This window comes from Shewanella sp. 1CM18E, from assembly GCF_023161665.1.
Lineage (GTDB): Bacteria > Pseudomonadota > Gammaproteobacteria > Enterobacterales > Shewanellaceae > Shewanella.
The window spans coordinates 105,411-129,446 of the sequence record NZ_JALNTW010000005.1 but is presented as its reverse complement, the minus strand read 5'-3'; the positions used below and the strand labels follow the sequence as shown (position 1 = coordinate 129,446).

Genomic DNA, 24,036 nt, shown 5'->3' with positions numbered 1-24,036 from the left:
TTTTGTAGGTAGCCAGTATGAGTTTGATCGTTGACACTTTTGGTCGCACGGTAGAGTACCTGCGCCTTTCAGTCACTGACCGCTGCGATTTTCGCTGCGTATATTGCATGACAGAAGACCCGTGCTTTTTAGGCAAAGACCATGTACTTAGCCTTGAAGAACTAGCCTGGGTCGCTCAAGCCTTTACTGAGTTAGGCGTAAAGAAAATTCGCCTAACTGGCGGTGAGCCACTGGTGCGCACCGACTGTGATCAATTGGTCAAACTACTAGGCAAACTGCCGGGGCTTGAAGAGTTGTCGATGACCACCAACGGCTCACGTTTAACCCGTTTTGCCGCAGAGATGCATGACTCAGGTTTAAACCGCCTCAATATTAGTCTCGACACCTTAAAGCCAGACTTATTCACCAGCTTAACCCGTAACGGTAAAGTCGACCGCGTGATTGCCGGCATCGACGCCGCCATTGCCGCAGGTTTTAAGAAGATTAAGATCAACGCGGTGATTTTGCGTGGTCAGAACGATGATGAAGTTTTAGATTTAATCGAGTTTTGCCGCGAACGCGACCTAGATATCGCCTTTATCGAAGAGATGCCATTAGGCGTGATTGATGAGCGTAAACGCAGTCGCCATTGCAGCAGCAAAGAAATTCAAGACATCATCAGCGAACGTTACCCGCTTATCCAGTCTGACCGCCGTACAGGTGGCCCAGCGCGCTACTTCACCATGCCCGGCAGCGACATCCACGTTGGATTTATCTCGCCTCACAGCAACAACTTCTGCCACGAATGCAACCGCGTCCGCGTCACCGTAGAAGGCAAATTATTATTGTGTTTAGGCAATGAAAATTCGGTAGATTTAAAAGCCATCTTGCGTGAATTCCCCGGCGACATTGAAAAGCTCAAGACAGCGATTCTAGACGGCATCCAGCACAAGCCAAAAGAACACCATTTTGACCCAAATGGGGAAACACAGATCCTACGTTTTATGAACGCAACGGGCGGTTAACTGTTGCTTGAACAGTTACTTCTTCGCTTGGTTTGCTACGGTGATTTCTGTTACCACAGTCGTTAACTGTTAGCTTGGAGCTAGCTGTACGCTAAATACATAAAACCCGACGTAATGTCGGGTTTTGTTTTATTGATATTTTGCAATTTTAAATTAATGAGCAAAAATTACTCTTACATGAGTTGTAAGGATACTTAACGCAAATAATCTGTCAGCTCTTGGATTGGAGCATGTAGGTAGTCAGGCCTTAATAAATTCACATCAAGACTATTTAAGTGCTGTAAAAAATCAAATTTCCTAGTTTCTGCCATCCTGTCATCTTTTTTAGCGTGCTCAATAATTTGTGCAAATGTAAGCTCAGTAGATTGAACCACAGAACACATGAGATCAAATTCTTCGATATTTAGAAAATATGTATTTTCTAGCGGAATCTTTGAACGTTCATCAATACCATTGAAGATATCATCAATATTTTTTTTCGCTATCGACTCATAAAACTCAATGCCATTCCCTAAATAAAGCTCCCTATACGTGACAACCAATAAGTAATTCGTATTTTGATACTCAACTGAGTCAGAACCATTAGATCTTATATGATCGTTTAAAACATTAGCCTGTTTAATTGCTTTTAAGGCACTCGATTTCACTTTCCCCAAAATCACCTTGGCATCGTCAGAAACTTTTCCGAGATATGGCAACTCAACGCCTTTAGCATCAATAAATACGTTACAACCATCTTCTTTAATCACAAAGTCCACAACATTAGTATTCCGAGGAAGCCCAATTTTTATCGCAGTTTCTTCAACATACACTGACTTTGAATAATCCAGACCATTCTTTAGGTAGCTTTCAAAAATCTTACCAAAGTTATCCATAAACCATTGGGAGTTATCGCTTTTTAATAAATCATATATATACCCCTCAATACACCTTATTAGGATAAATTTATTCATACAAGTGTATCTTCCGTCTTGCCTCACGATTGGAAACTTTAAAAATGGCGTTTGCTCATACCATTCAGAGTATGTACCATTCGAGCAATCAACACTTTGAAGAATGCCTTTGACCTTATGCAACTCAACAGACAACAGATTCAAAGTTTTTTCTAAATTATTTCTATCAACAGCATCAAATATAGGTTCAAAAGTATCTACTGTTATAGACTTGCTAGTTTCAAATGCAGTAGATATGACCAGAACACATTGGCTAAAAGTTTTAATATCTAAATCAGTAATTTCTCGAAATCTCGTCTTTAACCTGTTGTTTTCAGGAAGGCTAGAAAATAGAAGCTGATTTGAACCTAGAATAGTTGTAGATAAGGTTTTCTGATACATAAACTGCTGATATGCCATATTTCGCATAAAGTTCCTGTAGTGGCTACCTTCACCTGGCATTTTCACCAAATTTCCTAAATCATATGTCATTGATAAAATATTATTAAACTCATTGTTCCTCAAAACTTTGGCATAATCAGGATTCACTCGATTCTCCAACAAGTTCCATTTCGCGATCAACATGATTATCCAAGGATGCCTATTTAACCTCTCTAGGTCGTTTGAGACTTCTGCATTCATATAGCGATATAACGCATCAAGCAAGTCAACCGCATCGTAACCACGAATTAAACTCTTTACTTTTTTTACTTGTCTTGAAAATTTCATTTTGCAGTCCCAATCAACCATAAGCTATTGAATATAAACTATTACCTTGAAAAGTACATTAATTAATCTTAACTTTATCAACACATCTCCCTCCCAGTTTTAAAGGCTATAACAGCAGCCATTTCTGGCTCTAAATTATCGTAATTGGTCACTATATCTATCAAGTGTAACTAATGGCCTGCAGCCGGCGTATGTGCAGACACTTCCGTGACACGCTGCAAGTCCATCCCTGGAGGCTCGGCCATGACGTCCATGTCATGGACGGTCACGGCCGTATCTACACGGGGTTAGAAAAGCACAATTCTTAGCTTTCACAGTTAGCCATAGAAAATGCAAAACCAACAGCAACTCAAAGGTTACAGAAAACACTAGATCCCCATCGAAGTTGCCGAAATACGTTGGAATAAATCACGTGAACCCGACAGGGATGTCGGGTTAGCTTTCGCGGGGCAGGATGCCCCATCGGAAGCGCTAGGGATTTATCCATAAGTATGAGGATCAACAACTTCGTCGGGGCGGCTCGGGTGATGCAAGAGGGGGAAGCTGTTGTCCCCCTTTTGCCCGAGTGTGAGCTGGAAGCTCACGACCTTTATCAAGCGCAGCTTGATTGCTTAAAGTCAGGCATCGCCTGATAAGAACCAATTGTTAGACAACGTCTAACCCACCGCCCCAAGCGGTAGCTTGAAACCAACCATTTGTGGTTAAACCAACTTGTAGATACACTTATAAAACAACCATCCACATAGCAATTACCCAAACAATGGCACTCTCGCGTAAAAAGTGGAACACCATCATCATCGTCGCCTCAGTGCTGATGATCTCCGTGCTGACTGTTATCGAAAAGAACAGTCAACGAACACCACTGCAAACTCAGGCTCTGTTTGATAAAGCCGCACCACTATCGCAACTGCAATACGGCGAGTTCTGGTTGCAGAAACGCCAATCCGGTTGGCGTTGCAGCAGCGAAGTGCTCAACTGCTTAGAGTGGGCTAACGCTTGGCAACAAGTGCATATTTCAGCACTCACTGAAAAACCTGAAACCGCCGAAGAAGCAATTGAACTGGTGATCCAAGTGGATGATCTCAATGATGCTCAGCTATGGGTGTTGTTTCAACAACAAGGCTTATTAAAATCCCCTGCTGGCAACTGGTATCAAGTGCCACCTAGCCTGCGCGAAGCACTCAAGCCAATTATTCGTGCCCAAGTAAACTAATACCCAAATAAAAGCGTATTCGTTACTCTAGAACATCGCTGTTGTCGGCAGCAGGTGCGACACATTATGCTAAACACGCAATAAGAAAAAGAGAGAGAATAAATGCCGGAACTCCCCGAAGTTGAAGTCACTCGCCAAGGTGTATCACCTTACCTAATTGATAACCAAGTCACCGATTTAATCGTCCGTAATCCGTCACTGCGCTGGCCGGTACCAGAGATTGCGAAGCAGATTATTGGCCAAACCATACGTAATGTGCGTCGCCGTGCTAAATACTTGCTGATTGATACAGATGCGGGTACGACTATCGTGCATTTGGGCATGTCAGGCAGCTTACGCATTTTGCCTGCCTCAACCCCAGTTGAAAAACACGACCATATCGATTTAGTGCTCGCTAGCGGTAAAGCACTACGCTACAACGACCCAAGACGCTTTGGTGCTTGGTTATGGTGTGAACTACCAGAGCAAGCACACCCGTTATTAGCCAAATTAGGCCCTGAGCCGCTGACAGATGCCTTTAATGCCCCTTACCTATTACAGAGCTTGGCTAATAAGAAAAAGGCCATCAAGCTGTGTTTAATGGACAATCATATCGTCGTGGGTGTCGGCAATATTTACGCTAACGAAGCCCTATTTGCTGCAGGGATTCATCCGCAAGCAGAAGCGGGTAAAGTCGATGCCGAACGGATTGAGATTTTAGTCGCTGAAGTGAAGCAGATCCTTGCTGGCGCAATCAAACAAGGCGGCACTACGCTTAAAGATTTTACCAATGCCGATGGTAAGCCAGGTTATTTTGCGCAGAAGCTGCATGTATATGGTCGCGGTGGTGAAACCTGTACTCAGTGCGGCCATCTACTTAGTGAAATCAAACTTGGCCAACGGGCAACGGTATTTTGTAGTTTGTGCCAGCCAAGATAGCTGGCAAGCACATATCAACAATACTGAGTTGGCGAGATTACTTTTCTTCAATAATCTCGCTTATCTGCTCTCTTAAGCGGGTTTTGTATAGGTAAAATGCGATAATTGAGGCGCAGACAAATAACCCGCCGCTAATCAGCAAACTCGTATTATCCGACAACCCCAGCCCTGCTCCCGCAAAGCTAAACACCATCATTTGCGGAATAAAGCCAATACCACTGCCAATGAAAAAGCGCCAAGCACTAATATGAGTTGAACCCGCTGCTAGGTTAGTCAAAAAGTTACTGCTCAATGGCAAGATGCGGATCATAATCATCTTTAAAATCGTACGATGCACAATCAAGTTTTCTAAACTCGTGAGCTTAGATTGAAAGCGTTTTTTTAAGCTATCTCTAAAAACAAATCGAGCAAAGTAAAAGGTGATTACACAGCCTAGTAACGCAGACAAACTCCCGATTAACGCGCCTTTTATACCGCCCAGCGCAAAGCCAAAGGCAAATGCCATAAACTGCCTTGGGCCACCAACACTGGTATACGCTGCGCCAACTAAAAACAACACCAGCAGGCCTTTATTGCCCTGTTCAGCTAAGTAATCTGCCAGCCAATTAGTATCAGTAAATGAACTAAAAATGCCCTGCTTAAACACGTAGATAGCCAGCGAAACCACGGTAATAATTAATAATATTTTGCCAAAACGCTGCATATCTAATCCGCAATAATTGTTTAAATATCTAAGCTGCCCAAGTCTTTATAGCATTCTGTAGCAGCAAAAAAGCCAACGTATCAACGTTGGCTTTTTTTATCGTTAAAGCGAGTTAAAACTTATATTCGTACGTACCAAATACCGTAGCATTGGTATCATTGTCTTGCACCTCAAATTCCGACTGAGATACCGTGCCGCCAACGCTCATCATGCCGTACCAAATTGGCATCCGGTAGCTAAGCTCTAGCATCAACAAGTCCTCTTTTAGCGGTTGCGGTGCCCAGCCATGAGTCGGGCTCTTACCATCTTTATTTAACTGCGCATAACGCAGTAGTGAGGTAAAGCCTTTGCTATTGGCGAACTGGCCAATTAACCCCAATACATACACATTAGCATCGCTGTCATAGGTGCTACCTAATGCACGGCCATAGTAACGTGAACCGCTTTTATAAGTTGAGTGCTCATAGAAACAGTTGAAAGCGTTTTCGTCTTCGCCACAGAACACCATGGTATCTGTGTACTCGAGGAACAACTTATATTGCTGGCCGTCAAAGTTAAAACGTGTATCGGCACCAAATAACTTGCCGCAATCTGCGATGTCCCAAGGTGCAGAGCCGTTCGAGTCTTCACAGGTTCTTTGGTAATACACGCCGAACGGCACATCATACCAAGTGTCGCTAAAACGAATATCGTAACCCGCTATCTGATTACCATAATTAGAACAGCCCACTTCATCTGAATTGTCTGCACGGCAATCTTTTTGCCCCGTAATCGACTTAAATGCGCTATCCCAACTACATTCTTGGCCATCACCGCAAAACTGCGTGGTCCAAGATACGCCCATTTCTAATTGTTCAAACGGACGAATTGAGCCGCGAAAATTCCACAATAGCGCATTGGGAGCATAACGCTCCTCTTCAAACATGCTTACCCCAGCGGTAAACGTCCACGGACCTAGCCAAGATAACCAAGGCGTTTCAAAGGCTGCGGCGTTATTACGGCTAAGCATTAACGATGGCATTGGACGCGCGTTATTCGATTTATGTAATGATGAGTCAAAGCTTGGCCCCCACCATTGCTCAATAGCGCCAAAGGTAAACATCCAGTTACCTAGCGCCATTGCTAGATAAGAGTCATCAAAACGAAACTCTTCATCATCTTCTGGATCGTAATTGGCCGATGCAGAAACTTTATAAGCAAAGCGCTCACCTAAGTATTCATAAGATGCGCTAGCTTCGCCTTGTTCTCGATAATCTGAACCAAAGTGTTGAAAGCGCGCGGCATCACTGCCAGCTGCGAGTTTTACGCTAACATTACCGCGATTATCGACCGCATTACGGTAGTAATAATTAACCCGTGAAAAAGCTTCAATCAAAGCAGGACTTAGCTGTGATGGCTCTGCCTTTGCTAAATCAGCGCCAATACCTGACCACATTAAAGGGTAAGTATTTACTGGTACTGTGATAACCCCTGCATCTGCTAACGCTTGGATATCGGCTCTTAAGTAAATATCAGAGGTATCAACCCAAGGCGCTGCAGTTGCTAGGCTTGAGCATGCTACTGAAAGGACTGATAAACACTTAAAGGTTTTGCTTTGAATACGCTTCAACATAGATAACTACTTGGCCTTAGTCGTTAATGCATTGGCCACTTCAATGTGGACAAACTGAGTTACATCGCCGCCATGCAGCGCAACCTCTTTTACTAAGGTTGAGGAGATAAATGAATTTTCTTCAGCTGGAGTTAGAAATACGCTTTCAAGATCTGGGCTTAATCGGCGGTTCATATTGGCGAGTTGGAATTCGTATTCAAAATCAGATACCGCGCGCAGTCCACGCACTAACACACTGGCATTTTGCTGTTTCGCAAAGTCCACCAACAAGCCACTAAAACCAACCACTTCAACATTATCAAGATGGGCGGTAACTGTTTTTAGTAACTCAACGCGCTTTTCTAAGCTAAATCTTGGCTGCTTAGAAGGGTTAGCGGCAATACCAATAATCACGTGCTCAAATAAATTAGCCGCACGCTCAATGAGATCTGTATGACCATTGGTCACAGGATCGAATGTTCCAGGATATATTGCTCGCTTATGCACGGTAAGATCTGCCCTTATGATAATTAGCGATAACTAAACTCAGCGCCCTGTTACAGGGCTTTTTAAGGGCTATATCCTACTCGTTATAGGCGGATTTGTGAATGAAAAAGCAGATTTACAATGGATATAGTCGTCGATTTTAACTTCTACATAAGCCTTATAGTACATCGACTAAACATTCTGTCTATTTGTGGAGACGGACTAACTTTTCTTGAGGCTTGGCCAAGTTAGCGCATTGGGCTGGTGCCATACGCTCAGCTGTGCAGCCACTTCTGGCAGGGCAAATATCTCACCTGAATTAGGTGCCACGGTATAGCCATAAATTTGATCTAGGTAGTCAAAGTACAAACTATAGGCATGCAAATACCCCCTGTCAGCGGCTGCGCCGCCATATAAGGTATCACCTAAAATTGGCGTTCCAATGCTGGCTAGCGCTACTCGTAGCTGATGAGTCTTACCGCTGTGAGGCTTGAGTAAATATAAACGCTCACCTTCTCCGACCGAGTGCGAGAAGAACTGAGTAATCGCTGGGTTTTCAGTCGTACGTAATAGCTTATGCATGCTGCGGCGCGATTTTGCCATATCGCCAATCACCCAGCCTTGCTTCTTTTTAGGTTTGCCTTTGGCTAGTGCCAAATAATACTTCTGCACTGTATGGGCCGAAAACATGCGAGTAAACTCTGCAGCGGCTTGGCTTGATTTAGCCAAGATAATTAACCCGGAGGTTAATGTATCGAGTCGATGCACCGAATATAGCTTAATGCCTAAATCGGACTCAGCCTGTGCCACCACACCAGCAGTGCCATCTTGGCTATGAAAGTGAACGTCGGCGGCTTTATTTATCACGATAAAATCGCGTTCATCGGCAATGACTTGGTACATTGGGATCCTAAATTAACGGGGTCGGCTTAAGTGCTGAATTTGAGGCTAAAACGTGATGGTCACTCTTAGCCCAGGGTAACTACTGCTAAGGGCTATTTTAGCATTATGCCGCGACAGAATCGCTTTCACCATCGACAAACCTAAACCTGTACCTTTGTGGTGTCGGCTTGGATCGAGTCTAACCAAACGCTCGAACACTTTTTCCCGCGATGATTCAGGGATCCCGGGGCCATTATCTTGAATAGAAATCACGTTACGGTTTTGCGAAATACGGATCTCCGCGCCCTCGCCTGAATATTTAATCGCATTATCGACTAAATTAAACAGTGCTTGGAATAACAGATATTTATCGCCACTGACTTGGAACTCTTCACCCGTTGTAAGCGTTAATGATTGACCGTTAAATTCAGCCATAGCCTCAGCCATTTCAAACAGATCTTGGCTAATCGCCACTAGGCTAACATCTTGCAGCTCAAGGGTTTGCTGGCCTTCCTCAATACGAGTTAGCGACAACATGGCATCAAATGTTGCGAGGCAATGATCTAGCTCTTCAGTAATGATGGCGCAGCTTTCGCTAAGCTCCTCTTTAGGCTTACTCGGCAATTGCTCTAGCCCTATGCGCAAATGCGATAGCGGCGTACGTAAATCATGGGCAATATTGTCAGTAACGCCGCGCACCGCAGCTAAATTTTGCTCGAGTGCATCAAGCACACCGTTAAACTGCTTTGCCAGCATATCAAACTCGTCTTGACGCCAACTGACAGGCAAACGGGTAGAATACTGGCCTTGTTCGATTTTCTTACTTAAGCGGTTATACTGCACTAAGCGGCGTAAAATTGCTTTAGAAAACAAGTAACCCAGCGCCAGCGTTAACACTACAGTAAGCATCAATGCCGTAATCGCAGCATTGGTAAATTTATCGATTAAGGTACCGAGCTGATCGACTCGGGTAGCAATTAGCATTGGCCCGTAACGGGTCATCACCATGCCGCCAGTTAAGATATGTAGCTTTTCAGGCCCGCCAGTAAATACCGGAAACTCACGTTTCTCCGGTAGCATAGGCATATCTTTAGGGATCATGCTCAGTGAGCCGACTAAATCGAGGGAGTTACGCCAAACAATTAACGCCACCATAGGGTCAGCACTTTTCACCTGAGTCGCAAAACTGCGTCTATCAAGGGTCAGCGCCATTTGTTGGTAGCGGGTCATTTCAGCGTCTAGATGCAAGTCCAGCTGATACTCTTGTTCGTTGATCAGCTGACGATACATCCCCAGTAACAAGGTGCCAATAATGACGGTTACTAGGGCTGAGAAAATAATGGTAATGCGCCAGGCACTACTCTGATAGGGCTTAATGCCCTTGGCGTAACCGATATCCAGCACCTCGTACGGTTTCGATTAATTCACCATGACCAAGCTCTTCAAACTTACGTCTAAGCTTAGCTATGTGTACGTCAATAACATTGGTACGAGGATCGAAATGGTAATCCCACACTGCTTCAAACAACAATGTACGACTAATCACTTGGTTAACGTGTTCCATTAAGTACTTAAGCAACTGAAACTCTTTTGGTTGCAATAAGATCTCTTGTCCATCTAGCGTGACTTTACGAGTTAACAGCTCAATGGTTAACGGCCCAACATTAAGATCGGTAATGGTTGGTTGTGACTCACCGCGCTGCATCAGCTTTTCAGCGCGTACAAGCAGCTCAGAGAAAGCAAATGGCTTAGTCATGTAGTCATCGCCACCCGCGCGCAAGCCTTTCACTCGCTCGTCTACGTGGCTTAGCGCCGATAAAATCAATACCGGCGTTTGGCTACCAGTTGCACGCAGCGCAGCAAGTAATTTCAGCCCATCGAGCTGTGGCAACATACGATCCAATATGATCAAGTCGTACTTCATACTGGTCGCAAGCAATAGCCCTTGATGGCCATCGGTTGCCGTTTCAATATTGTGCCCTTGCTCAACAAATCCTTTTACGACATATTCGATGGTAGTCGCGTCATCTTCAACCATGAGTATTTTCATGTTTTAATCCCATTTGAGCAGTGGTAGTAATTGTTTGTTTTCGATATCAAAAGCCAGCTTACGCTTACCATCAATATCTAAGAGCTCTAGCTCGATATAGCTGATCCCTAAATCGTTATCGACTTCCGCTTTGACGATATGGCCATCAGTTTCTTGGTTAACCAGTGTCAGCATATCCGACAAGGATACCCCATTTTTTTGCAGCATTAACACACCGGCTAGCTCGTCGTTATCGTCTTTTTTAAGACGAGCGACTTCACGTTCGATTAAGCTGCCATCGATCGCTCTGTATTCATATTCAGTGATGGTGTTAGCTTGCGGATCGATCATTTTGAATTCGTAAACTAATTCGCCATCTTCGATTTCCGCTTCAAATTCAGAGATCACCCCTTGGTACTTAGATTCAAGCTGCAACATCATCTCTACTGGCATTGGATAGTTGCCAGTAGCAAGGTATGAATATAGGCCTTGCCCCGCAAACGAGCTACCAGAAACTAACAATAAACCAATTAGCCAGCGAGCCATGGCTCCTCCGAAAATAAAACGCTAAACCACTTTAAATAAAGGATTATTCAGAAATTATACGCATGCTGTCAATTTCTATTTCAATACCTTGCCACTCATCGTCTACTTCACCAACAAGTTTAACTTTTGAATCTGCAGAAACTTCAATATCGCGCCATAGTGCGTTATCAATCTCAACTTCAACGTCGCCGCTTTCATCACGGAAAAGGTACTTTTCATCACCTAAGCTTTGTACTAAATAGCCAGTTAATTCAACTGGGGTGTCATCTTGGGCTTTTGCCGCTTCAGCAGCAGTTTTCACATGACTTGCAGGGCCTGGGCCATTATATGCAGCCATAGCAGGCAGCGTTAATACCGCAGACAAGATCAATAAACCAGTTAACTTTTTAGACATACAATAAAACTCCTCTCTAATATAGGAGTCCATTGTAGGAGATGCTATGTAATATCTAGATGGAGCAAAGATTAAACTTTGATCATAAGAAAGGGTAAGCGAATTAAGCTAGCCACATTCGCTTATATATACTGCTATCTATAGATATTAGCCCAAGCTTCTGTGCTGCTAATCTAAAATATGGATCAATTCAGATTTCAATGCCACTGTGGTCTCTGTTCCTACTGCTAATTCTAGCTGCTGCGCTAGATGCAGTGGCACTTCAGCATGGATCTTATGCTCAACGCCAACCACGCTGGCTAATACTCTTACGCTTTCGCCCATCACTAGCATTGAATCAACAGTAATATCCAGCTTATTAAAACTGCGGCACAAGCGGCCTTTTTTAATTGAGTTAAAGCGTACGCCTTGGTTTGGAATAACCCAGCGCACTTTAGTGCCGATATCTAAACTATCAAAATAGGTGCTAGCAATAAGGTGCTCACCAAACTTAAGCCAAGTGATCTGCCGCTCTTCTTCTTGCGCAATCACTTCAGCATCAAAAATATTACGTAGGCCCATTTGCTTAGCTACAGCTTCATCACGTGGACGAGTCAGCACTTCACGCGGACGTCCTTGCTGTAGCATCTTGCCTTGGCTGATTAAAATCATGCTATCAGCAAGCAATAAAGCCTCATTCAAGTCATGAGTCACCATAATAACCGGAATGGCTAACTGCTCTTTTAGTCTCGCAAGCTCCAGATATAAACGCTCACGGGTTTCTCTATCCACCGCAGAAAACGGTTCATCAAGCAGTAAGACCGATGGCTCACGTGCCAGTGCTCTTGCCAATGCAACCCGTTGACGCTGACCACCCGATAACTGTGCTGGCAACCTGTCAGGCAGACCATGTAAGTTAACCCGCTCAAGCCAATCTTTGGCGCGCGCTTCGCGCTCAGCTTTAGGAATATGATCTAACGCGGCAACCACGTTTTCCAGTGCGGTTAGATTCGGGAATAGACCAAAATGCTGCGGCACATAACCTAAGTGACGCTGCTGTGGCGACAACTGAACTTTATCATCAGCGTTAAACCAAGGCTTGTCACCATAGCGGATCTCACCACTTTCAGGCTGAGATAAACCGGCAATCATCCGCAGTAAAGTTGACTTACCACCACCTGATGGACCAACAACCGCTAATACTTCACCGGCTTTACAGATAAATTCGGCATCAAGCTTAATCGGTTTGGCTTGCTGAATACGGCAATATAGATCAGCGACGGTTTGCGACATGCTGGCCTCCAACACGTCGAGACAAGCTAGTCGTCAAGGCCAGTACAGTGACTGCAAACAGCAATAACACCAACGACATATTACCTGCACTAGCAAAATCGAATGCCTGCACGCTATCGTAAATTGAGATGGCAATGGTTTTGGTTTCGCCAGCGATATTACCGCCCATCATCAGTACCACACCAAACTCACCCAATACATGGGAAAAACACAACACCATGGCAGTGAGTACACCCGGCCACACCATAGGCAGCTCGATTTTAAATAACACTTTTAAGCGACTCATACCGCAGCAGGCGGCTGCGTCACGTACATCTTCAGGCACAGCTTCAAAAGCACGCTGAATTGGCTGAATAGCAAAAGGAATATTAACTAAGATTGACGCAACCACTAGCCCAGAAAAATGAAACACTAATTGGTGGCCAAGCAGTTGCTCTAGCGTGCGTCCAAGCCAAGACTCGCTACCTAAACCCACCAGCAAATAGTAACCAATAACGGTAGGTGGCAGCACTAATGGCACCATGACTAAGGCTTCAACCCAGGACTTACCCCGAAAGTGACGGTAAGCTAGAAAACGTCCGGCAATAATTGCCAAGGGGATCAAGATAAGCACAGTAACTGTGCTGAGTTTTATTGATAGCAGTAAGGCTTGCCAATCCATTAATTTGTCGCTCTCGCAAAGCCGTAATCGGCAAACACAGACTGAGCAGTGTCAGACTGCAAATAGCTATAAAACAGTTTAGCGGTTTCACCCGCTTTTAAGGTTAATACCATACGCTGATCGAGCGGCGTATAATATTCTTGTGGGATCACCACGTAATTCGCACGCGCCTTAAAAGGCTTAGCAACCGCTAAAGATAACGCCACTAAACCACCTTGCGTTGCGCCACTTACCGCAAACTGCGCCGCTTGTGAGACGTTTTCGCCAAACACCAAATTCGGCTGGATCTCTTGCCAAAGTCCTACTTTTTGCAGCACTTCTTTCGCACGTTCGCCATAGGGCGCATGGTCAGGATTAGCAATGGCAAAACGCTTTAATTGCTGGGATTGCAGCAGTTGTTTAACTCCTGCTAAATCGCCATCAAGCGGTAAAGGTGACGACTTAGGTGCCGCTATGGCTAACTGGCCAACCGCATAAATAACGCCGTCATCTGGGGTTTCTTTAGCTTGGCTTAATTGCTGGGTATAACGTTCGTCCGCGGACAAAAACAACTCAAATGGCGCACCGTTTCTAATTTGCGCCACAAAGTTGCCAGAAGAGCCGTAGGAGATCCGCACTTTACGCCCGGTCTCTTGGGTAAATTGCTTAGCAATATCATCAAGCGCAAACTTAATGCTCGATGCCGCTGCAATTGCTGGTACATCTTGCGCTGCGAACACGCCTTTACTGAGAACCAGTAACGGCAACAACAGCGCTAACATCACTACCCTAAACTTCATTAAGCTCTTCTCCTAGCAATACAAGGCTAATTTAAGCTTTGTTGTCCCACATCTTGGCTGCTTGCTCATCGGCATCGCGGGCTTCAACCCAGTTTGCGCCTTTATCACCGGCTTCTAGTTTCCAAAACGGTGCTTTGGTCTTTAGAAAATCGATTAAGAACTCACAGGCAGCAAATGCCGCTTTTCGATGGGCGCTGGTCACGCCAATAAATACAATCTGCTCGCCTAACGCCATGGCGCCAACACGGTGAATAATGGTGACGTTGTTTAATGGCCAGCGCTCACGCGCCTCGGCTTCAATCTGATTCAGTACCGCTTCGGTCATGCCAGGGTAATGCTCTAATGTCAGATCGGTAACAGCGCTACCATCATTAAAATCACGCACTTTACCCACAAAAGTCACCACTGCGCCGTCGCTGTTATCTTGGCTAATTAGCTGATACTCATCGGGTACGCTGAAATCTGCAGTTTGTACACGGATCATCTTAACCTCCGGTTACTGGTGGGAAAAATGCCACTTCGTCACCATCAACAACTGGCGTATCCCACTGACTGATGGTTTGGTTTACCGCAACTAATAGCTTGTCAGATGCAAGCACTTTAGCCCATTTTTCATCAGTTGCCGCTAACGTTGCGCGTAAGCCTTCAGCTGTTTGGGTGTTTTCACCTGCTTCAACTTTTACGCCGGCTGTGCCTAGAAGCTCTCTAACTTGTGCAAAAAATAATACGTTAATCATAATCTTCTCTATACCTTAAAGTGCCCAGACTTACCGCCACGTTTCTCAGTTAAGCGAACTTGAGAAATCACCATGTCTTTTTGCACGGCTTTACACATATCGTAAATGGTTAAAGCTGCTGTAGATGCCGCCGTTAGCGCTTCCATTTCAACACCGGTTTTACCTGAAAGCTTACATAAACTGCGGATCCACACACGGTTATGTTCAGGTTGTGCTTCCAGCTCAACTTCCACCTTGGTCAACATAAGAGGATGACATAGCGGGATCAAATCAGAGGTTTTCTTTGCCGCTTGAATACCAGCGATACGAGCTGTAGCAAATACATCACCTTTATGGTGGCTGCCACTCATTATCATCTCTAGGGTTTCGCTCGCCATTTCAATGTAGGCTTCTGCACGCGCTTCACGCTCTGTTACAGACTTATCGGTCACATCTACCATGTGAGCGTTGCCATCTGCATTAATATGGGTAAAAGCATTGGTCATTAGAGTTACGCCTTTTTCTAAAAATATGGTCAAAGTACCGCAATAAAGAGCTCTTAAGAGATCTATTCGGTGATTTTTTTCACGTGCATCACAAAGTTACAAGGGCGATGTGTTGCATCAAGTTGTTCTTTAATCAGCTTATTCCAACCGGTTTTACACGCGCCTGTTGAGCCAGGTAAGCAGAAGATTGCGGTTTTATTGGCAAAACCACCAAGTGCGCGAGATTGCACAGTTGAAGTGCCCAGCTCGGTATAAGTGATGTGCCTAAACAGCTCACCAAAGCCTTCAATCTCGCGATCAAATAACGGCTTAACCGCTTCAGGGGTGTTGTCTCTGTCGGTAAAGCCTGTGCCACCTGTGGTAATAATTACCTGTACATCATCGGATGCTATCCATTGAGAAAGCACTGAGCGAATTTGATACTTATCGTCTTTAATGATCTGTCGATCTGCAAGCGTATGGCCAGCCTCTAGTAATGCTGTGGCGAGGAAAGCACCTGAAGTATCAGAAGTAAAATCTCGGGTGTCAGATAAGGTTAAAACAGCAATATTAAGCGCCGTAAACTGGCTTTGAGTGCAGTGTCCCATTATGGTCTCTTATTTATCCGAATCATTGCTGACTGAGTGTTAGTGACAATTATACCCAGCTTCTGACGCAACTAAGTTGCGTCAGATCAGAATTTAATTAGCCGCCAATTGAGGCTAAGTGCTGTGTCACACCCGTAATGCCATCATGCAGGAAGTGGGTTTCTTTTTTCTGTGCTAACTGGCCGTGCAAGCGTTCAATTAATTCCGCTTGTTGATCAGATGATTGCAGCAAATCGCGTAAATCAACGCCATTTTCGGTGAATAAGCAAAGGTGTAACTTGCCTTTAGCCGATACCCGTAGGCGGTTACAGCTGGCACAGAAATTTTTAGCATAAGGCATGATAAGGCCAATACGACCTTGATAGTCTTCATGGCTGAAGTTTTGAGCAGGGCCGTCATCCGGCGCTGGCGTATCAAATTGCCAACCCGCTTGCTCTAGCTGCTGCTTAATATCATTACCCGCTAAATGGTGAGCTTTGAAGTAGTCGTGGCCTAAACCAGTTTCCATTAATTCGATAAAGCGCAGATCTATCGGCGTGCTCTTAATCCAATGTAAAAAACGCGGTAGGTCTTTATCGTTAAGGCCTTTAAGCAGTACGGCATTGATTTTAACTCGCTCAAAGCCTGCCTCTAATGCCGCATCAACCCCACGCATTACTTCATCAAACTTATTCTCACCGGTGATCTGGTAGAACATCTTCGGATCTAAACTATCGACCGAAATATTGATGCGTCTTAGCCCTGCGTCATACCACTCTTGGGCGTGCTTAGCTAAACGATAACCGTTGGTTGTCGTGGCAATGGTGTTGATTTTATCGTTGTCGTTAACGATGCGAATGATGTCGGTAAAGTCTTTACGCAGCGAGGGCTCACCGCCAGTAATGCGGATTTTTTGAGTGCCCACTTGCGAGAAAGCCGAAACTAAATTCTCAATCTCGTTAAGATCAAGAAACTTAGGCTTACCGTCTGGGCGGTAGCCATCAGGGAGGCAATAGGTGCATTTAAAGTTACATACGTCAGTCACTGACATACGCAGATAATGAAACCGTCGACCAAAATTGTCTTGTAGTTGGGACATGATCACCTTTCCAAGTAAGGGGAGGTGAGATCATTTCTTTTCCCACCCCGGTGGCGTTATTGCCACGGCTAAAAACCCGTATCTGTCTCGACGTAGGGTAAGAAGCTCGGAGAACCGTCAACCTTGATTATAGGCGTATTTCTGTGACAAACCATACCCTCTAGACCACATTTGCCGTCAAAAAGCTGCACATATAAAGTTTTTGTGACAGTAATCACGCCATAAATCGATTAAAATATCTGCATCACAAGTGTGGAAACGCTGTGACCTTAAGCGATTTTCAGGTAAGGTGAAGCAAACATTAAAACACCCGTTTATAGTGTGGTTGATTCAATTGGCACTATTATCAGCGGGGGAATAAGAAGGAAAGGTGATCTGATGGAACGCGAATCGATGGAATTCGATGTAGTAATCGTGGGTGCAGGCCCCTCTGGGTTAGCCGCAGCATGTCGTTTGATGCAAATATCTAAAGACAGTGGCCAAGAGCTGAGTGTTTGCGTGGTAGAAAAAGGCTCCGAAGTGGGCGCGCACATTTTATCTGGCGCAGTATTCGAGCCTAAAGTACTCGATGAACTTTTTGACGATTGGCGTGATAAAGGCGCCCCGCTCAATACTGCTGTCACTCATGATGAAATCCATATGCTCAGCTCTGCTACCGATGCCAGAGCCATGCCTAATGCCCTTGTTCCCAAAACGATGCATAACCAAGGCAACTATATTATTAGTGTCGGCAATTTATGCCGCTGGTTAGCTGAACGCGCTGAAGAGTTAGGTGTAGAGGTATTCCCTGGGTTCCCTGCAAGCGAGTTGCTATTTAACGAAGATGGCAGTGTTAAAGGCATTCAAATTGGTGACATGGGCGTTGGCGAAGATGGCCAACCTAAAGACGGTTACGAGCCAGGCATGGAGCTACATGCTAAGTACACGGTATTTGGCGAAGGTTGTCGCGGCCACCTAGGCAAACAGCTTATCGAGAAGTTCCACCTTGATAATGGTAAAACCGCGCAACACTATGGTTTAGGTTTTAAAGAGATCTGGACGGTACCAAGCGAACAACATGAACTGGGTAAAGTGGTGCACACTGGTGGCTGGCCGTTAGTTGACGGTGCATCCGGCGGTGGTTTTATGTATCACCTTGAAGATAATCAAATCGCCGTGGGTTTAATTGTCGATCTAAACTACAAAAATCCACACTTGAGCCCATTTGATGAGTTCCAACGCTTCAAAACGCATCCGGTGATTGCTAAAACCCTCACTGGCGGTGAACGCATTGCCTATGGCGCACGCGCAATCACTAAGGGCGGCCTAAACTCGTTACCTAAACTGACCTTCCCTGGCGGCATGATTATTGGCTGCGATGCTGGCACACTGAACTTTGCCAAAATCAAAGGCACCCACACCGCAATGAAGAGTGGCATTTTAGCCGCTGAAACACTTGGGCAAGCTATGATGGCTGGTGTTGAGCCTGGTAAAGATCTTGATTGTCTGCAAGACCGCTTTGATCAGAGTTGGCTGAAAGAGGAGCTTTACGCTTCACGTAACTTCGGCCCTGCTATGCATAAGTTTGGCACTTACTTAGGTGGTGCGTTTAACTTTATCGACCAAAACTGGTTTGGTGGTAAGCTGCCAATCACTTTGCGCGATGATCAGCCTGATTATGCTCAAATGGCAGAAGCCAGCGCCTATAATAAAATTGATTATCCAAAACCAGATGGCAAACTCAGCTTCGATAAGCTGTCGTCAGTTTACCTTTCAAATACTTATCATGAAGAAGATCAGTTGTGTCATCTGCGTTTAAAAGATGCCCGCATTCCAATTGACGTCAACTTAGTTAAGTTTGATGAACCGGCGCAGCGCTACTGCCCTGCCGGTGTTTATGAAGTCATTGAGGAAGCTGGCGAGAAGAAGTTTGTTATCAATGGCCAAAACTGTATTCACTGTAAAACCTGTGACATTAAAGACCCAAGTCAAAATATCACTTGGGTAACGCCAGAAGGCGGCGGTGGCCCTAACTATCCAAATATGTAGTTAGCAATAAGGTAATAATGTAAACGCACACCAAAAGGTGTGCGTTTTCGGTTGCACCCAGCACAAAACATCGCCATAATCCGCCACCATAATAAAGCGTACAAATTTCAGACTGAAATTCAGATACCTACCTATATCCCCTACAAGTTATATCCTTATATATCGCCTAGCAAAAAGCCATTTTGCTGATGTGATATCGACTCTGCACTCCATTAATTCGGTCATCGTTTTGGCTGTATAGGCAATCTAATTTTTATGAAATTGAATATGCTCACCATCAAACAAAAAATTCTTCTCTGCGTCACCACAGCAGTATTGCTATCAACCGCTCTGGTAGGAGTTCTTAGTCAACAAAGTGCTAAGCAAGTCGTTGAGCAGCGTATGCTTAGCTCTGAAATGCCAAATATGCTGGCGCAGATCCGCAATAAAATCGATCTGAATATTTCGACCTTGATGCATGCCGCTGAGCAATTGGCCAGCAATAGAATGTTATTGCAGTGGCTTGAAGATGGTCGCCCAGCTAGCCATCAAGATCTGGTGGTTGATTTATTAGGTGATGTATCACGCCAATACCAATTAGCTCAGGCGTCTTTTGCCGATAGAGACACTGGCGCTTATTACACTCAAGATGGATTTTTACGTCTGCTGTCGCCAACTCAAGACGCATGGTTTTTCGATTATAAAAACAGTGGCCAAGAGAAAATGCTCAATGTGTTCACTGAACAAAATGGTGACGTTAAACTGTTTATCAATTATCAGCAGCCAAATGGCCGCGGGTTAGTTGGCCTAGCAAAATCTCTTGATGATATGGTGCAACTGTTGCGCTCATTTAAAATCGAGCAGTCAGGCTTTGTGTATTTAGTTGATAACAAGGGCCAGGTGCAATTACACCAAGATCCACAGCAAATGGGCCGTGCCAGCTTATCCAGTTTATACCGCGGCGTAGATACCTCAGGTTTAATGCAAACAAGCGATTTTAATTTGCTTAAAGCCGATGTCGACGGCCAAGCAATGCTGATTGCCAGTAGCTATATCCCGTCTATGGATTGGTACTTAATTGCCCAAGTTCCTGAAAGTGAAATCTTCGCCCTATTAGAAGAATCTGCTTATAAAATCTTAATTTGGACTGCAGTCATTGCGGCCATTTTTATTGCACTCGCTAGCCTAGTCGCTAGCTCAGTTAGTCGCCCTATTGCCCACGTTGCTGACATGCTGCAAAACATAGGTGAAGGCGAAGGCGATTTACGTCAGCGCTTACCCGTTGAAGGCAATGATGAGTTAGCCCAACTGGCTAAAGGTTTTAATAGCTTTATCAGCAAGATCCAAGCATCTGTCATTGAAGTAGGTGAAGCCAGTGCACTACTAACTGCATCGGCAAATGATGTATTACATCAAGCACAGCGCACACTTGAAGATAGCCAATTGCAAAAAGACCAAACCATCATGGTTGTAGCAGCTATCAACGAAATGGGCGCTACTGTTAACGAGATTGCAAGTAACGCTGCTCAAGCTGCCGACACTGCAAGAGCAGCCGATACTGACTCAAGCAATGGCCAAGTGGTGGTAACTCGTGCTCGCGAAACCATTAACCAGCTTTCTGACGATGTTGAGCAAGTAGGTGAAGTGGTTGAGTCATTAGCTATTCATACCAAATCTATTGAATCTATATTAGATGTGATCCGCGCAGTGTCTGAGCAAACCAATTTGCTAGCATTAAACGCAGCGATTGAAGCAGCTCGTGCTGGAGAAGCCGGTCGTGGGTTTGCCGTTGTTGCCGATGAAGTGCGTAACCTTGCTTCTCGCACCGCCACCTCAACTAACGAAGTACAGGTAATGATTGATAAGCTGCAAGCTGAAGCGACTCGCGCAGTAGAAGCTATGCAGCAAAGCCGCACACGTTCGGTTGCTGGCGTTACTGCTGTTGATGAAGCGAGCTTGTCACTCACAGGTATTAGTGAGCGTATAGGCTCTATTAGCGATATGAATATTCAGGTTGCCGCTGCAACAGAAGAGCAATCAACCGTTGTTGAAGATATTAATCGTAACGTCAGCGACATTAATGATATTACCTTGCGTACGGCTGATACTGCAGAAGATGCAGCCAAAGCCAGTCAAAGCCTGATCCAATTGGCCCACAGGCTCGACTCATTAGTCGCAAGCTTTAAGGTGTAATCCCCTAATATCCAGCCTACCGAGCTTATCGCTAGGCTGGTTTGCTACTGTATTAAACTAGATCAGCTTCTGTTCTTGGCTTAATAAAGTTAATAGTCAGCGGATACTGATAGCTTTTGCCTTCACTGGCTTTAATGGCTGCGATAACGGTAAACACGATATCGGCGATTGCCAGCAGTGCTAAAAGGATAAAGCCAATACCGATAAACATTAAAATGGCGCTAATGCTCACGTAGATAAATAGGCTGATTTTAAAGTTTAGACAGTTACGCCCACAGCTATCTACAAACGGAAATTCATCGCGCTTCATCAGCCAAACAATCAACGGCCCTAAAATACTACCAAAGGGGACGAGGTAACCTGAAAAGCTCGCAACCTGCACTATTATCCCCATGTTCTTTTCATCTTGGGTCATCACTTCTACTCCTTGAATGTATTAATTAACACTTTATTTTTGCGGCCCGTATAACCGCATTTGCCAATCTTCAATCGCCTGGTTTTCAATGCGGCGCTGTAAGCTATTCACCCAAGATCTCGCTAGTCCTTCACAGTCAGCTAAACGCTGATATTGCGCGGCATCAAACTCAGGTAAAAAATAGATATGCATAGCTTCGGCAACGCTAATATCTGTTATGCGCTTTACTAGCACTACCGAGTCCTTGGCTGAAATGTTGCCAGGGGTTAATACGCGATAAAACCAACCACAGCGACCACTTTGCTGCATGGCTAAGGCAAACTCTTGGTGACCAAATTGCAGATTTAATTTAAAGCACGGCGAGCGCGGTTGAGTCACTTGCAGCTCAACCTCACCAATTTTAATGATATCGCCGATATGCACTTGGGTTTCATCTAAACCCACAGTGCTTATGTTCTCACCCATTGCTGGCGCATCCTTAAAGCCGGTCATCATATCCCAGCGACGATATTGGCCATAATGTTCACGTGGAAAATGATGCAATACTCGATCTACTCCGCCGTGATGCTTAGGATCAGCCTGTGCATCTCCGGCTACAGCCTGAGTACCAACCTGTAATGTGCTGGCAGCGCTTTTGTGATTAATACCTGAAGTCACCCCGCCTAATGCGACGATTGCTTCACCATGATATAAGCCTGAGATCTGCTCAACGAGTACTTGCCCTGCCATCACTTTATTCCTAGCTAAAAACCTAGCCCATCCTAACATTAGCTTGCAGCATAAAGGCAGTAACAAAAGCAATCTTGTGTGAAAATTATCGATAGTCGTACTAGCACGAAAGTGGCAAAAAAATGCCCTGCTAGAATGCAGGGCAAGAGCATGTATCTTGGAAGTATTACAGTCAGAGAATTGCTGCTGAACATACTAGATAGCCAAGATGTCAGTTACATGACTTAGCGATGACAAAACCAAGACAGCAATATCTATACGCTTTTATCTGCCAAATATTGCTTAAGTGCTTTCCCCGGAATAGAGCTATCACTTGCGACGGCAAATCCTGACCAAATAGCAGCCTCCCCCATGGCATCAAGGATTGACTGATGGTTTACAAGACCATGAATGAGCCCGGCAGCATAAGCATCACCCGCACCAGTAGTATCAACGACAGTGCTTGGTACCACAGCGACATGCAGTGTTTCTGAAGCGCTATATAAAGTCGCGCCGTTCTCGCCGTCCGTCACGATAAAGAACTTCAGCCCGTCGCCAGCAATAGATTTAGCAAACTGCCACTTATCTTCACTACAGCGGCCTTGCATATCGCATAACGAGGCTATCAGCACATGACAAGGGCGTGCGCGTTGATCTTTAGCCAGTTGTGCTACCACCCAGCAATGACTCATTGCGGTTTTTGCCCAACTCGCAGCGCCCTCAGTAGAGGAGTTAATGTAAAGCGCATCAACATCTTGCCAGTTAGGTGGCAGTGGTAATTCAAACTTAGGTCGTTCAGGACGAATAATGGTGCGCTCACCATCTGGTGTCATCATCAATAACATCTCGCAGGTATTACCCGCACGTCGTTGAATCAAGCTGCAGTTAATCCCTTGGGTACTGGCTTCAGCCAATAACCAATCACCTACATCATCACGGCCAACCTGACTCACTAATGATACTTGATGCCCTGCCCACACTAGGCCAATACCAGTGTTTGCCCCACCGCCACCAAGGCGATGACCACCGTCTTGATAATGAAAACGTCCACCTGCTTTGAGGGTTTGATTGAGATTAAAAATACGATCGCAATTGAGATTTGCTACCAGCAATATATTCGCCATGAAAGCTCGATATGAAGAACGATTGCTTCGATAGTAAGAGATTTTCTAGCTTGTTCCAAGTGGCCTTGGTCAGATCCAGTTGTTTGCTACCCATTTAAACTGCCAGCATGTAAGCATTCTCTCAAGGTGATGTGAGCCCACCACACTAGCCGTTTTCCCTAGACTTATCCTATTTTATGGTAAGTTATTGAAAATAATCTCGAGTAAGCAGAGCAATTCGCTAAACATATACTATCCTTAGCTTGAACAAGCTAATACAGCGCTACGCAAGTTTAAATTTGCGAATATGATATTGGCAATATCACTAAAAGTAGTAGTGAGACAGCAAGAGGAATAGTTGAATGGACTCAATTATTGGTATGCATGAACAAATGGAATTTGGCTCAACTCCTGAGGGACAACTTGCACGCTATCGCGCATGTTTAAAGGCATTTGAGCAAATGCAGTACACAGACAATTATGTGTTACAGATAAAAGAAGATATTAAAAAGCTTGAGCTATTGATAGCATCAAGCAGCGAATCCGCAACTGTAGACTGTTAACTTAAACGGCTGAACAACAAG

The 24,036-nt window shown here is 44.8% G+C and carries 26 protein-coding genes and 1 riboswitch; of the genes, 6 read left to right on the top strand and 20 right to left on the bottom strand.

All coding sequences use genetic code 11. The features are described 5' to 3' along the window. Positions 1 to 17 precede the first annotated feature (17 nt). Positions 18 to 1,004, top strand: coding sequence for a GTP 3',8-cyclase MoaA (gene moaA / locus MSG37_RS09395; protein ID WP_248470372.1), 987 nt, complete (start codon positions 18 to 20; stop codon positions 1,002 to 1,004). A gap of 194 nt (positions 1,005 to 1,198) precedes the next feature. Here moaA (MSG37_RS09395) and MSG37_RS09390 read toward each other — a convergent pair whose 3' ends face one another. Further along, positions 1,199 to 2,665, bottom strand: a complete 1,467-nt coding sequence (locus tag MSG37_RS09390; RefSeq protein ID WP_248470371.1) for a hypothetical protein — start codon at positions 2,663 to 2,665, stop codon at positions 1,199 to 1,201. A 760-nt stretch (positions 2,666 to 3,425) separates the two neighbouring features. Between MSG37_RS09390 and MSG37_RS09385 the strand changes: the two genes are divergently transcribed. Together MSG37_RS09385 and mutM are read left to right on the top strand one after the other, a co-directional pair. Next, a complete protein-coding gene (locus tag MSG37_RS09385) occupies positions 3,426 to 3,878 on the top strand; it encodes a hypothetical protein (protein WP_248470370.1) in 453 nt (150 codons plus the stop codon). Between the two features lie 102 nt (positions 3,879 to 3,980). Then, a complete protein-coding gene (mutM, locus tag MSG37_RS09380) occupies positions 3,981 to 4,796 on the top strand; it encodes a bifunctional DNA-formamidopyrimidine glycosylase/DNA-(apurinic or apyrimidinic site) lyase (protein WP_248470369.1) in 816 nt (271 codons plus the stop codon). Between the two features lie 37 nt (positions 4,797 to 4,833). Here mutM and MSG37_RS09375 read toward each other — a convergent pair whose 3' ends face one another. The 16 genes from MSG37_RS09375 to moaA (MSG37_RS09300) form a co-directional block, all read right to left on the bottom strand. Beyond that, the gene (locus MSG37_RS09375; protein ID WP_248470368.1) at positions 4,834 to 5,499 is read right to left on the bottom strand and encodes a VTT domain-containing protein; all 666 of its coding nucleotides are present in this window, start codon (positions 5,497 to 5,499) and stop codon (positions 4,834 to 4,836) included. A 112-nt stretch (positions 5,500 to 5,611) separates the two neighbouring features. Then, the gene (locus tag MSG37_RS09370) at positions 5,612 to 7,111 is read right to left on the bottom strand and encodes a capsule assembly Wzi family protein (protein ID WP_248470367.1); all 1,500 of its coding nucleotides are present in this window, start codon (positions 7,109 to 7,111) and stop codon (positions 5,612 to 5,614) included. A gap of 6 nt (positions 7,112 to 7,117) precedes the next feature. Continuing rightward, entirely contained in the window at positions 7,118 to 7,597 is a 480-nt protein-coding gene (gene coaD / locus MSG37_RS09365) for a pantetheine-phosphate adenylyltransferase (protein ID WP_248470366.1), read from the bottom strand. Positions 7,598 to 7,798: 201 nt separating this feature from the next. Next, positions 7,799 to 8,479, bottom strand: a complete 681-nt coding sequence (locus MSG37_RS09360; RefSeq protein ID WP_248470365.1) for a TIGR01621 family pseudouridine synthase — start codon at positions 8,477 to 8,479, stop codon at positions 7,799 to 7,801. Positions 8,480 to 8,524: 45 nt separating this feature from the next. Then, a complete protein-coding gene (locus MSG37_RS09355) occupies positions 8,525 to 9,748 on the bottom strand; it encodes a HAMP domain-containing sensor histidine kinase (protein WP_248470494.1) in 1,224 nt (407 codons plus the stop codon). Between the two features lie 82 nt (positions 9,749 to 9,830). Next, positions 9,831 to 10,508, bottom strand: coding sequence for a response regulator transcription factor (locus MSG37_RS09350; RefSeq protein ID WP_028766736.1), 678 nt, complete (start codon positions 10,506 to 10,508; stop codon positions 9,831 to 9,833). A 3-nt stretch (positions 10,509 to 10,511) separates the two neighbouring features. Then, positions 10,512 to 11,033, bottom strand: coding sequence for a hypothetical protein (locus tag MSG37_RS09345; protein WP_248470364.1), 522 nt, complete (start codon positions 11,031 to 11,033; stop codon positions 10,512 to 10,514). A 43-nt stretch (positions 11,034 to 11,076) separates the two neighbouring features. Continuing rightward, positions 11,077 to 11,427 (bottom strand): NirD/YgiW/YdeI family stress tolerance protein, encoded by a 351-nt coding sequence (locus tag MSG37_RS09340; RefSeq protein WP_248470363.1) that lies wholly within the window; start codon positions 11,425 to 11,427, stop codon positions 11,077 to 11,079. A 168-nt stretch (positions 11,428 to 11,595) separates the two neighbouring features. Continuing rightward, positions 11,596 to 12,699, bottom strand: coding sequence for an ABC transporter ATP-binding protein (locus MSG37_RS09335; RefSeq protein WP_248470362.1), 1,104 nt, complete (start codon positions 12,697 to 12,699; stop codon positions 11,596 to 11,598). Next, positions 12,680 to 13,360 (bottom strand): molybdate ABC transporter permease subunit, encoded by a 681-nt coding sequence (gene modB, locus MSG37_RS09330; RefSeq protein WP_248470360.1) that lies wholly within the window; start codon positions 13,358 to 13,360, stop codon positions 12,680 to 12,682. The genes MSG37_RS09335 and modB overlap by 20 nt, the downstream gene beginning before the upstream one ends. Next, complete coding sequence (gene modA, locus MSG37_RS09325; RefSeq protein ID WP_248470359.1) at positions 13,360 to 14,139, bottom strand: molybdate ABC transporter substrate-binding protein; 780 nt, start codon at positions 14,137 to 14,139, stop codon at positions 13,360 to 13,362. Before modA ends, modB begins: the two co-directional genes overlap by 1 nt. Positions 14,140 to 14,170: 31 nt before the next feature. Beyond that, complete coding sequence (moaE, locus tag MSG37_RS09320; protein WP_248470358.1) at positions 14,171 to 14,623, bottom strand: molybdopterin synthase catalytic subunit MoaE; 453 nt, start codon at positions 14,621 to 14,623, stop codon at positions 14,171 to 14,173. 1 nt (position 14,624) lies between these two features. Next, positions 14,625 to 14,876: a molybdopterin synthase sulfur carrier subunit gene (moaD, locus tag MSG37_RS09315; RefSeq protein WP_248470357.1), complete on the bottom strand. Its 252-nt coding sequence runs from the start codon at positions 14,874 to 14,876 to the stop codon at positions 14,625 to 14,627. Between the two features lie 8 nt (positions 14,877 to 14,884). Further along, positions 14,885 to 15,361 carry a cyclic pyranopterin monophosphate synthase MoaC gene (gene moaC / locus MSG37_RS09310; RefSeq protein ID WP_041411171.1) on the bottom strand — a complete coding sequence of 159 codons (477 nt, stop codon included), beginning with the start codon at positions 15,359 to 15,361 and terminating at the stop codon, positions 14,885 to 14,887. Between the two features lie 62 nt (positions 15,362 to 15,423). Next, the gene (gene moaB, locus MSG37_RS09305; protein ID WP_248470356.1) at positions 15,424 to 15,948 is read right to left on the bottom strand and encodes a molybdenum cofactor biosynthesis protein B; all 525 of its coding nucleotides are present in this window, start codon (positions 15,946 to 15,948) and stop codon (positions 15,424 to 15,426) included. 97 nt (positions 15,949 to 16,045) lie between these two features. Next, positions 16,046 to 17,026 (bottom strand): GTP 3',8-cyclase MoaA, encoded by a 981-nt coding sequence (gene moaA / locus MSG37_RS09300; protein ID WP_248470355.1) that lies wholly within the window; start codon positions 17,024 to 17,026, stop codon positions 16,046 to 16,048. Next, a riboswitch (molybdenum cofactor riboswitch) is annotated at positions 17,014 to 17,150 on the bottom strand. Its footprint overlaps the gene before it by 13 nt. Positions 17,151 to 17,404: 254 nt before the next feature. Between moaA (MSG37_RS09300) and MSG37_RS09295 the strand changes: the two genes are divergently transcribed. Together MSG37_RS09295 and MSG37_RS09290 are read left to right on the top strand one after the other, a co-directional pair. Then, entirely contained in the window at positions 17,405 to 19,054 is a 1,650-nt protein-coding gene (locus MSG37_RS09295; RefSeq protein ID WP_248470354.1) for an electron transfer flavoprotein-ubiquinone oxidoreductase, read from the top strand. 255 nt (positions 19,055 to 19,309) lie between these two features. Further along, positions 19,310 to 21,226 carry a methyl-accepting chemotaxis protein gene (locus MSG37_RS09290; protein WP_248470353.1) on the top strand — a complete coding sequence of 639 codons (1,917 nt, stop codon included), beginning with the start codon at positions 19,310 to 19,312 and terminating at the stop codon, positions 21,224 to 21,226. A gap of 52 nt (positions 21,227 to 21,278) precedes the next feature. On the opposite strand, the gene MSG37_RS09285 is transcribed toward MSG37_RS09290, so the two are convergent. The 3 genes from MSG37_RS09285 to MSG37_RS09275 form a co-directional block, all read right to left on the bottom strand. After that, entirely contained in the window at positions 21,279 to 21,641 is a 363-nt protein-coding gene (locus tag MSG37_RS09285) for a DUF4870 domain-containing protein (protein WP_248470493.1), read from the bottom strand. 33 nt (positions 21,642 to 21,674) lie between these two features. Then, positions 21,675 to 22,370 carry an MOSC domain-containing protein gene (locus MSG37_RS09280; protein ID WP_248470352.1) on the bottom strand — a complete coding sequence of 232 codons (696 nt, stop codon included), beginning with the start codon at positions 22,368 to 22,370 and terminating at the stop codon, positions 21,675 to 21,677. A gap of 254 nt (positions 22,371 to 22,624) precedes the next feature. Continuing rightward, entirely contained in the window at positions 22,625 to 23,473 is an 849-nt protein-coding gene (locus MSG37_RS09275; protein ID WP_248470351.1) for a PfkB family carbohydrate kinase, read from the bottom strand. 341 nt (positions 23,474 to 23,814) lie between these two features. Between MSG37_RS09275 and MSG37_RS09270 the strand changes: the two genes are divergently transcribed. Beyond that, positions 23,815 to 24,015 (top strand): hypothetical protein, encoded by a 201-nt coding sequence (locus MSG37_RS09270; protein ID WP_248470350.1) that lies wholly within the window; start codon positions 23,815 to 23,817, stop codon positions 24,013 to 24,015. The last annotated feature ends 21 nt before the right edge of the window (positions 24,016 to 24,036 follow it).

Excerpts from the sequence above, each read along its gene's own strand:
- moaA (WP_248470372.1), top strand. The coding sequence starts at position 18 with ATGAGTTTGATCGTTGACACTTTTGGTCGCACGGTAGAGTACCTGCGC.
- MSG37_RS09390 (WP_248470371.1), bottom strand. The coding sequence starts at position 2,665 with ATGAAATTTTCAAGACAAGTAAAAAAAGTAAAGAGTTTAATTCGTGGT.
- MSG37_RS09385 (WP_248470370.1), top strand. The coding sequence starts at position 3,426 with ATGGCACTCTCGCGTAAAAAGTGGAACACCATCATCATCGTCGCCTCA.
- mutM (WP_248470369.1), top strand. The coding sequence starts at position 3,981 with ATGCCGGAACTCCCCGAAGTTGAAGTCACTCGCCAAGGTGTATCACCT.
- MSG37_RS09375 (WP_248470368.1), bottom strand. The coding sequence starts at position 5,499 with ATGCAGCGTTTTGGCAAAATATTATTAATTATTACCGTGGTTTCGCTG.
- MSG37_RS09370 (WP_248470367.1), bottom strand. The coding sequence starts at position 7,111 with ATGTTGAAGCGTATTCAAAGCAAAACCTTTAAGTGTTTATCAGTCCTT.
- MSG37_RS09360 (WP_248470365.1), bottom strand. The coding sequence starts at position 8,479 with ATGTACCAAGTCATTGCCGATGAACGCGATTTTATCGTGATAAATAAA.
- MSG37_RS09355 (WP_248470494.1), bottom strand. The coding sequence starts at position 9,748 with ATGTATCGTCAGCTGATCAACGAACAAGAGTATCAGCTGGACTTGCAT.
- MSG37_RS09350 (WP_028766736.1), bottom strand. The coding sequence starts at position 10,508 with ATGAAAATACTCATGGTTGAAGATGACGCGACTACCATCGAATATGTC.
- MSG37_RS09345 (WP_248470364.1), bottom strand. The coding sequence starts at position 11,033 with ATGGCTCGCTGGCTAATTGGTTTATTGTTAGTTTCTGGTAGCTCGTTT.
- MSG37_RS09340 (WP_248470363.1), bottom strand. The coding sequence starts at position 11,427 with ATGTCTAAAAAGTTAACTGGTTTATTGATCTTGTCTGCGGTATTAACG.
- MSG37_RS09335 (WP_248470362.1), bottom strand. The coding sequence starts at position 12,699 with ATGTCGCAAACCGTCGCTGATCTATATTGCCGTATTCAGCAAGCCAAA.
- modB (WP_248470360.1), bottom strand. The coding sequence starts at position 13,360 with ATGGATTGGCAAGCCTTACTGCTATCAATAAAACTCAGCACAGTTACT.
- modA (WP_248470359.1), bottom strand. The coding sequence starts at position 14,139 with ATGAAGTTTAGGGTAGTGATGTTAGCGCTGTTGTTGCCGTTACTGGTT.
- moaE (WP_248470358.1), bottom strand. The coding sequence starts at position 14,623 with ATGATCCGTGTACAAACTGCAGATTTCAGCGTACCCGATGAGTATCAG.
- moaD (WP_248470357.1), bottom strand. The coding sequence starts at position 14,876 with ATGATTAACGTATTATTTTTTGCACAAGTTAGAGAGCTTCTAGGCACA.
- moaC (WP_041411171.1), bottom strand. The coding sequence starts at position 15,361 with ATGACCAATGCTTTTACCCATATTAATGCAGATGGCAACGCTCACATG.
- moaB (WP_248470356.1), bottom strand. The coding sequence starts at position 15,948 with ATGGGACACTGCACTCAAAGCCAGTTTACGGCGCTTAATATTGCTGTT.
- moaA (WP_248470355.1), bottom strand. The coding sequence starts at position 17,026 with ATGTCCCAACTACAAGACAATTTTGGTCGACGGTTTCATTATCTGCGT.
- MSG37_RS09295 (WP_248470354.1), top strand. The coding sequence starts at position 17,405 with ATGGAACGCGAATCGATGGAATTCGATGTAGTAATCGTGGGTGCAGGC.
- MSG37_RS09290 (WP_248470353.1), top strand. The coding sequence starts at position 19,310 with ATGAAATTGAATATGCTCACCATCAAACAAAAAATTCTTCTCTGCGTC.
- MSG37_RS09285 (WP_248470493.1), bottom strand. The coding sequence starts at position 21,641 with ATGACCCAAGATGAAAAGAACATGGGGATAATAGTGCAGGTTGCGAGC.
- MSG37_RS09280 (WP_248470352.1), bottom strand. The coding sequence starts at position 22,370 with ATGGCAGGGCAAGTACTCGTTGAGCAGATCTCAGGCTTATATCATGGT.
- MSG37_RS09275 (WP_248470351.1), bottom strand. The coding sequence starts at position 23,473 with ATGGCGAATATATTGCTGGTAGCAAATCTCAATTGCGATCGTATTTTT.
- MSG37_RS09270 (WP_248470350.1), top strand. The coding sequence starts at position 23,815 with ATGGACTCAATTATTGGTATGCATGAACAAATGGAATTTGGCTCAACT.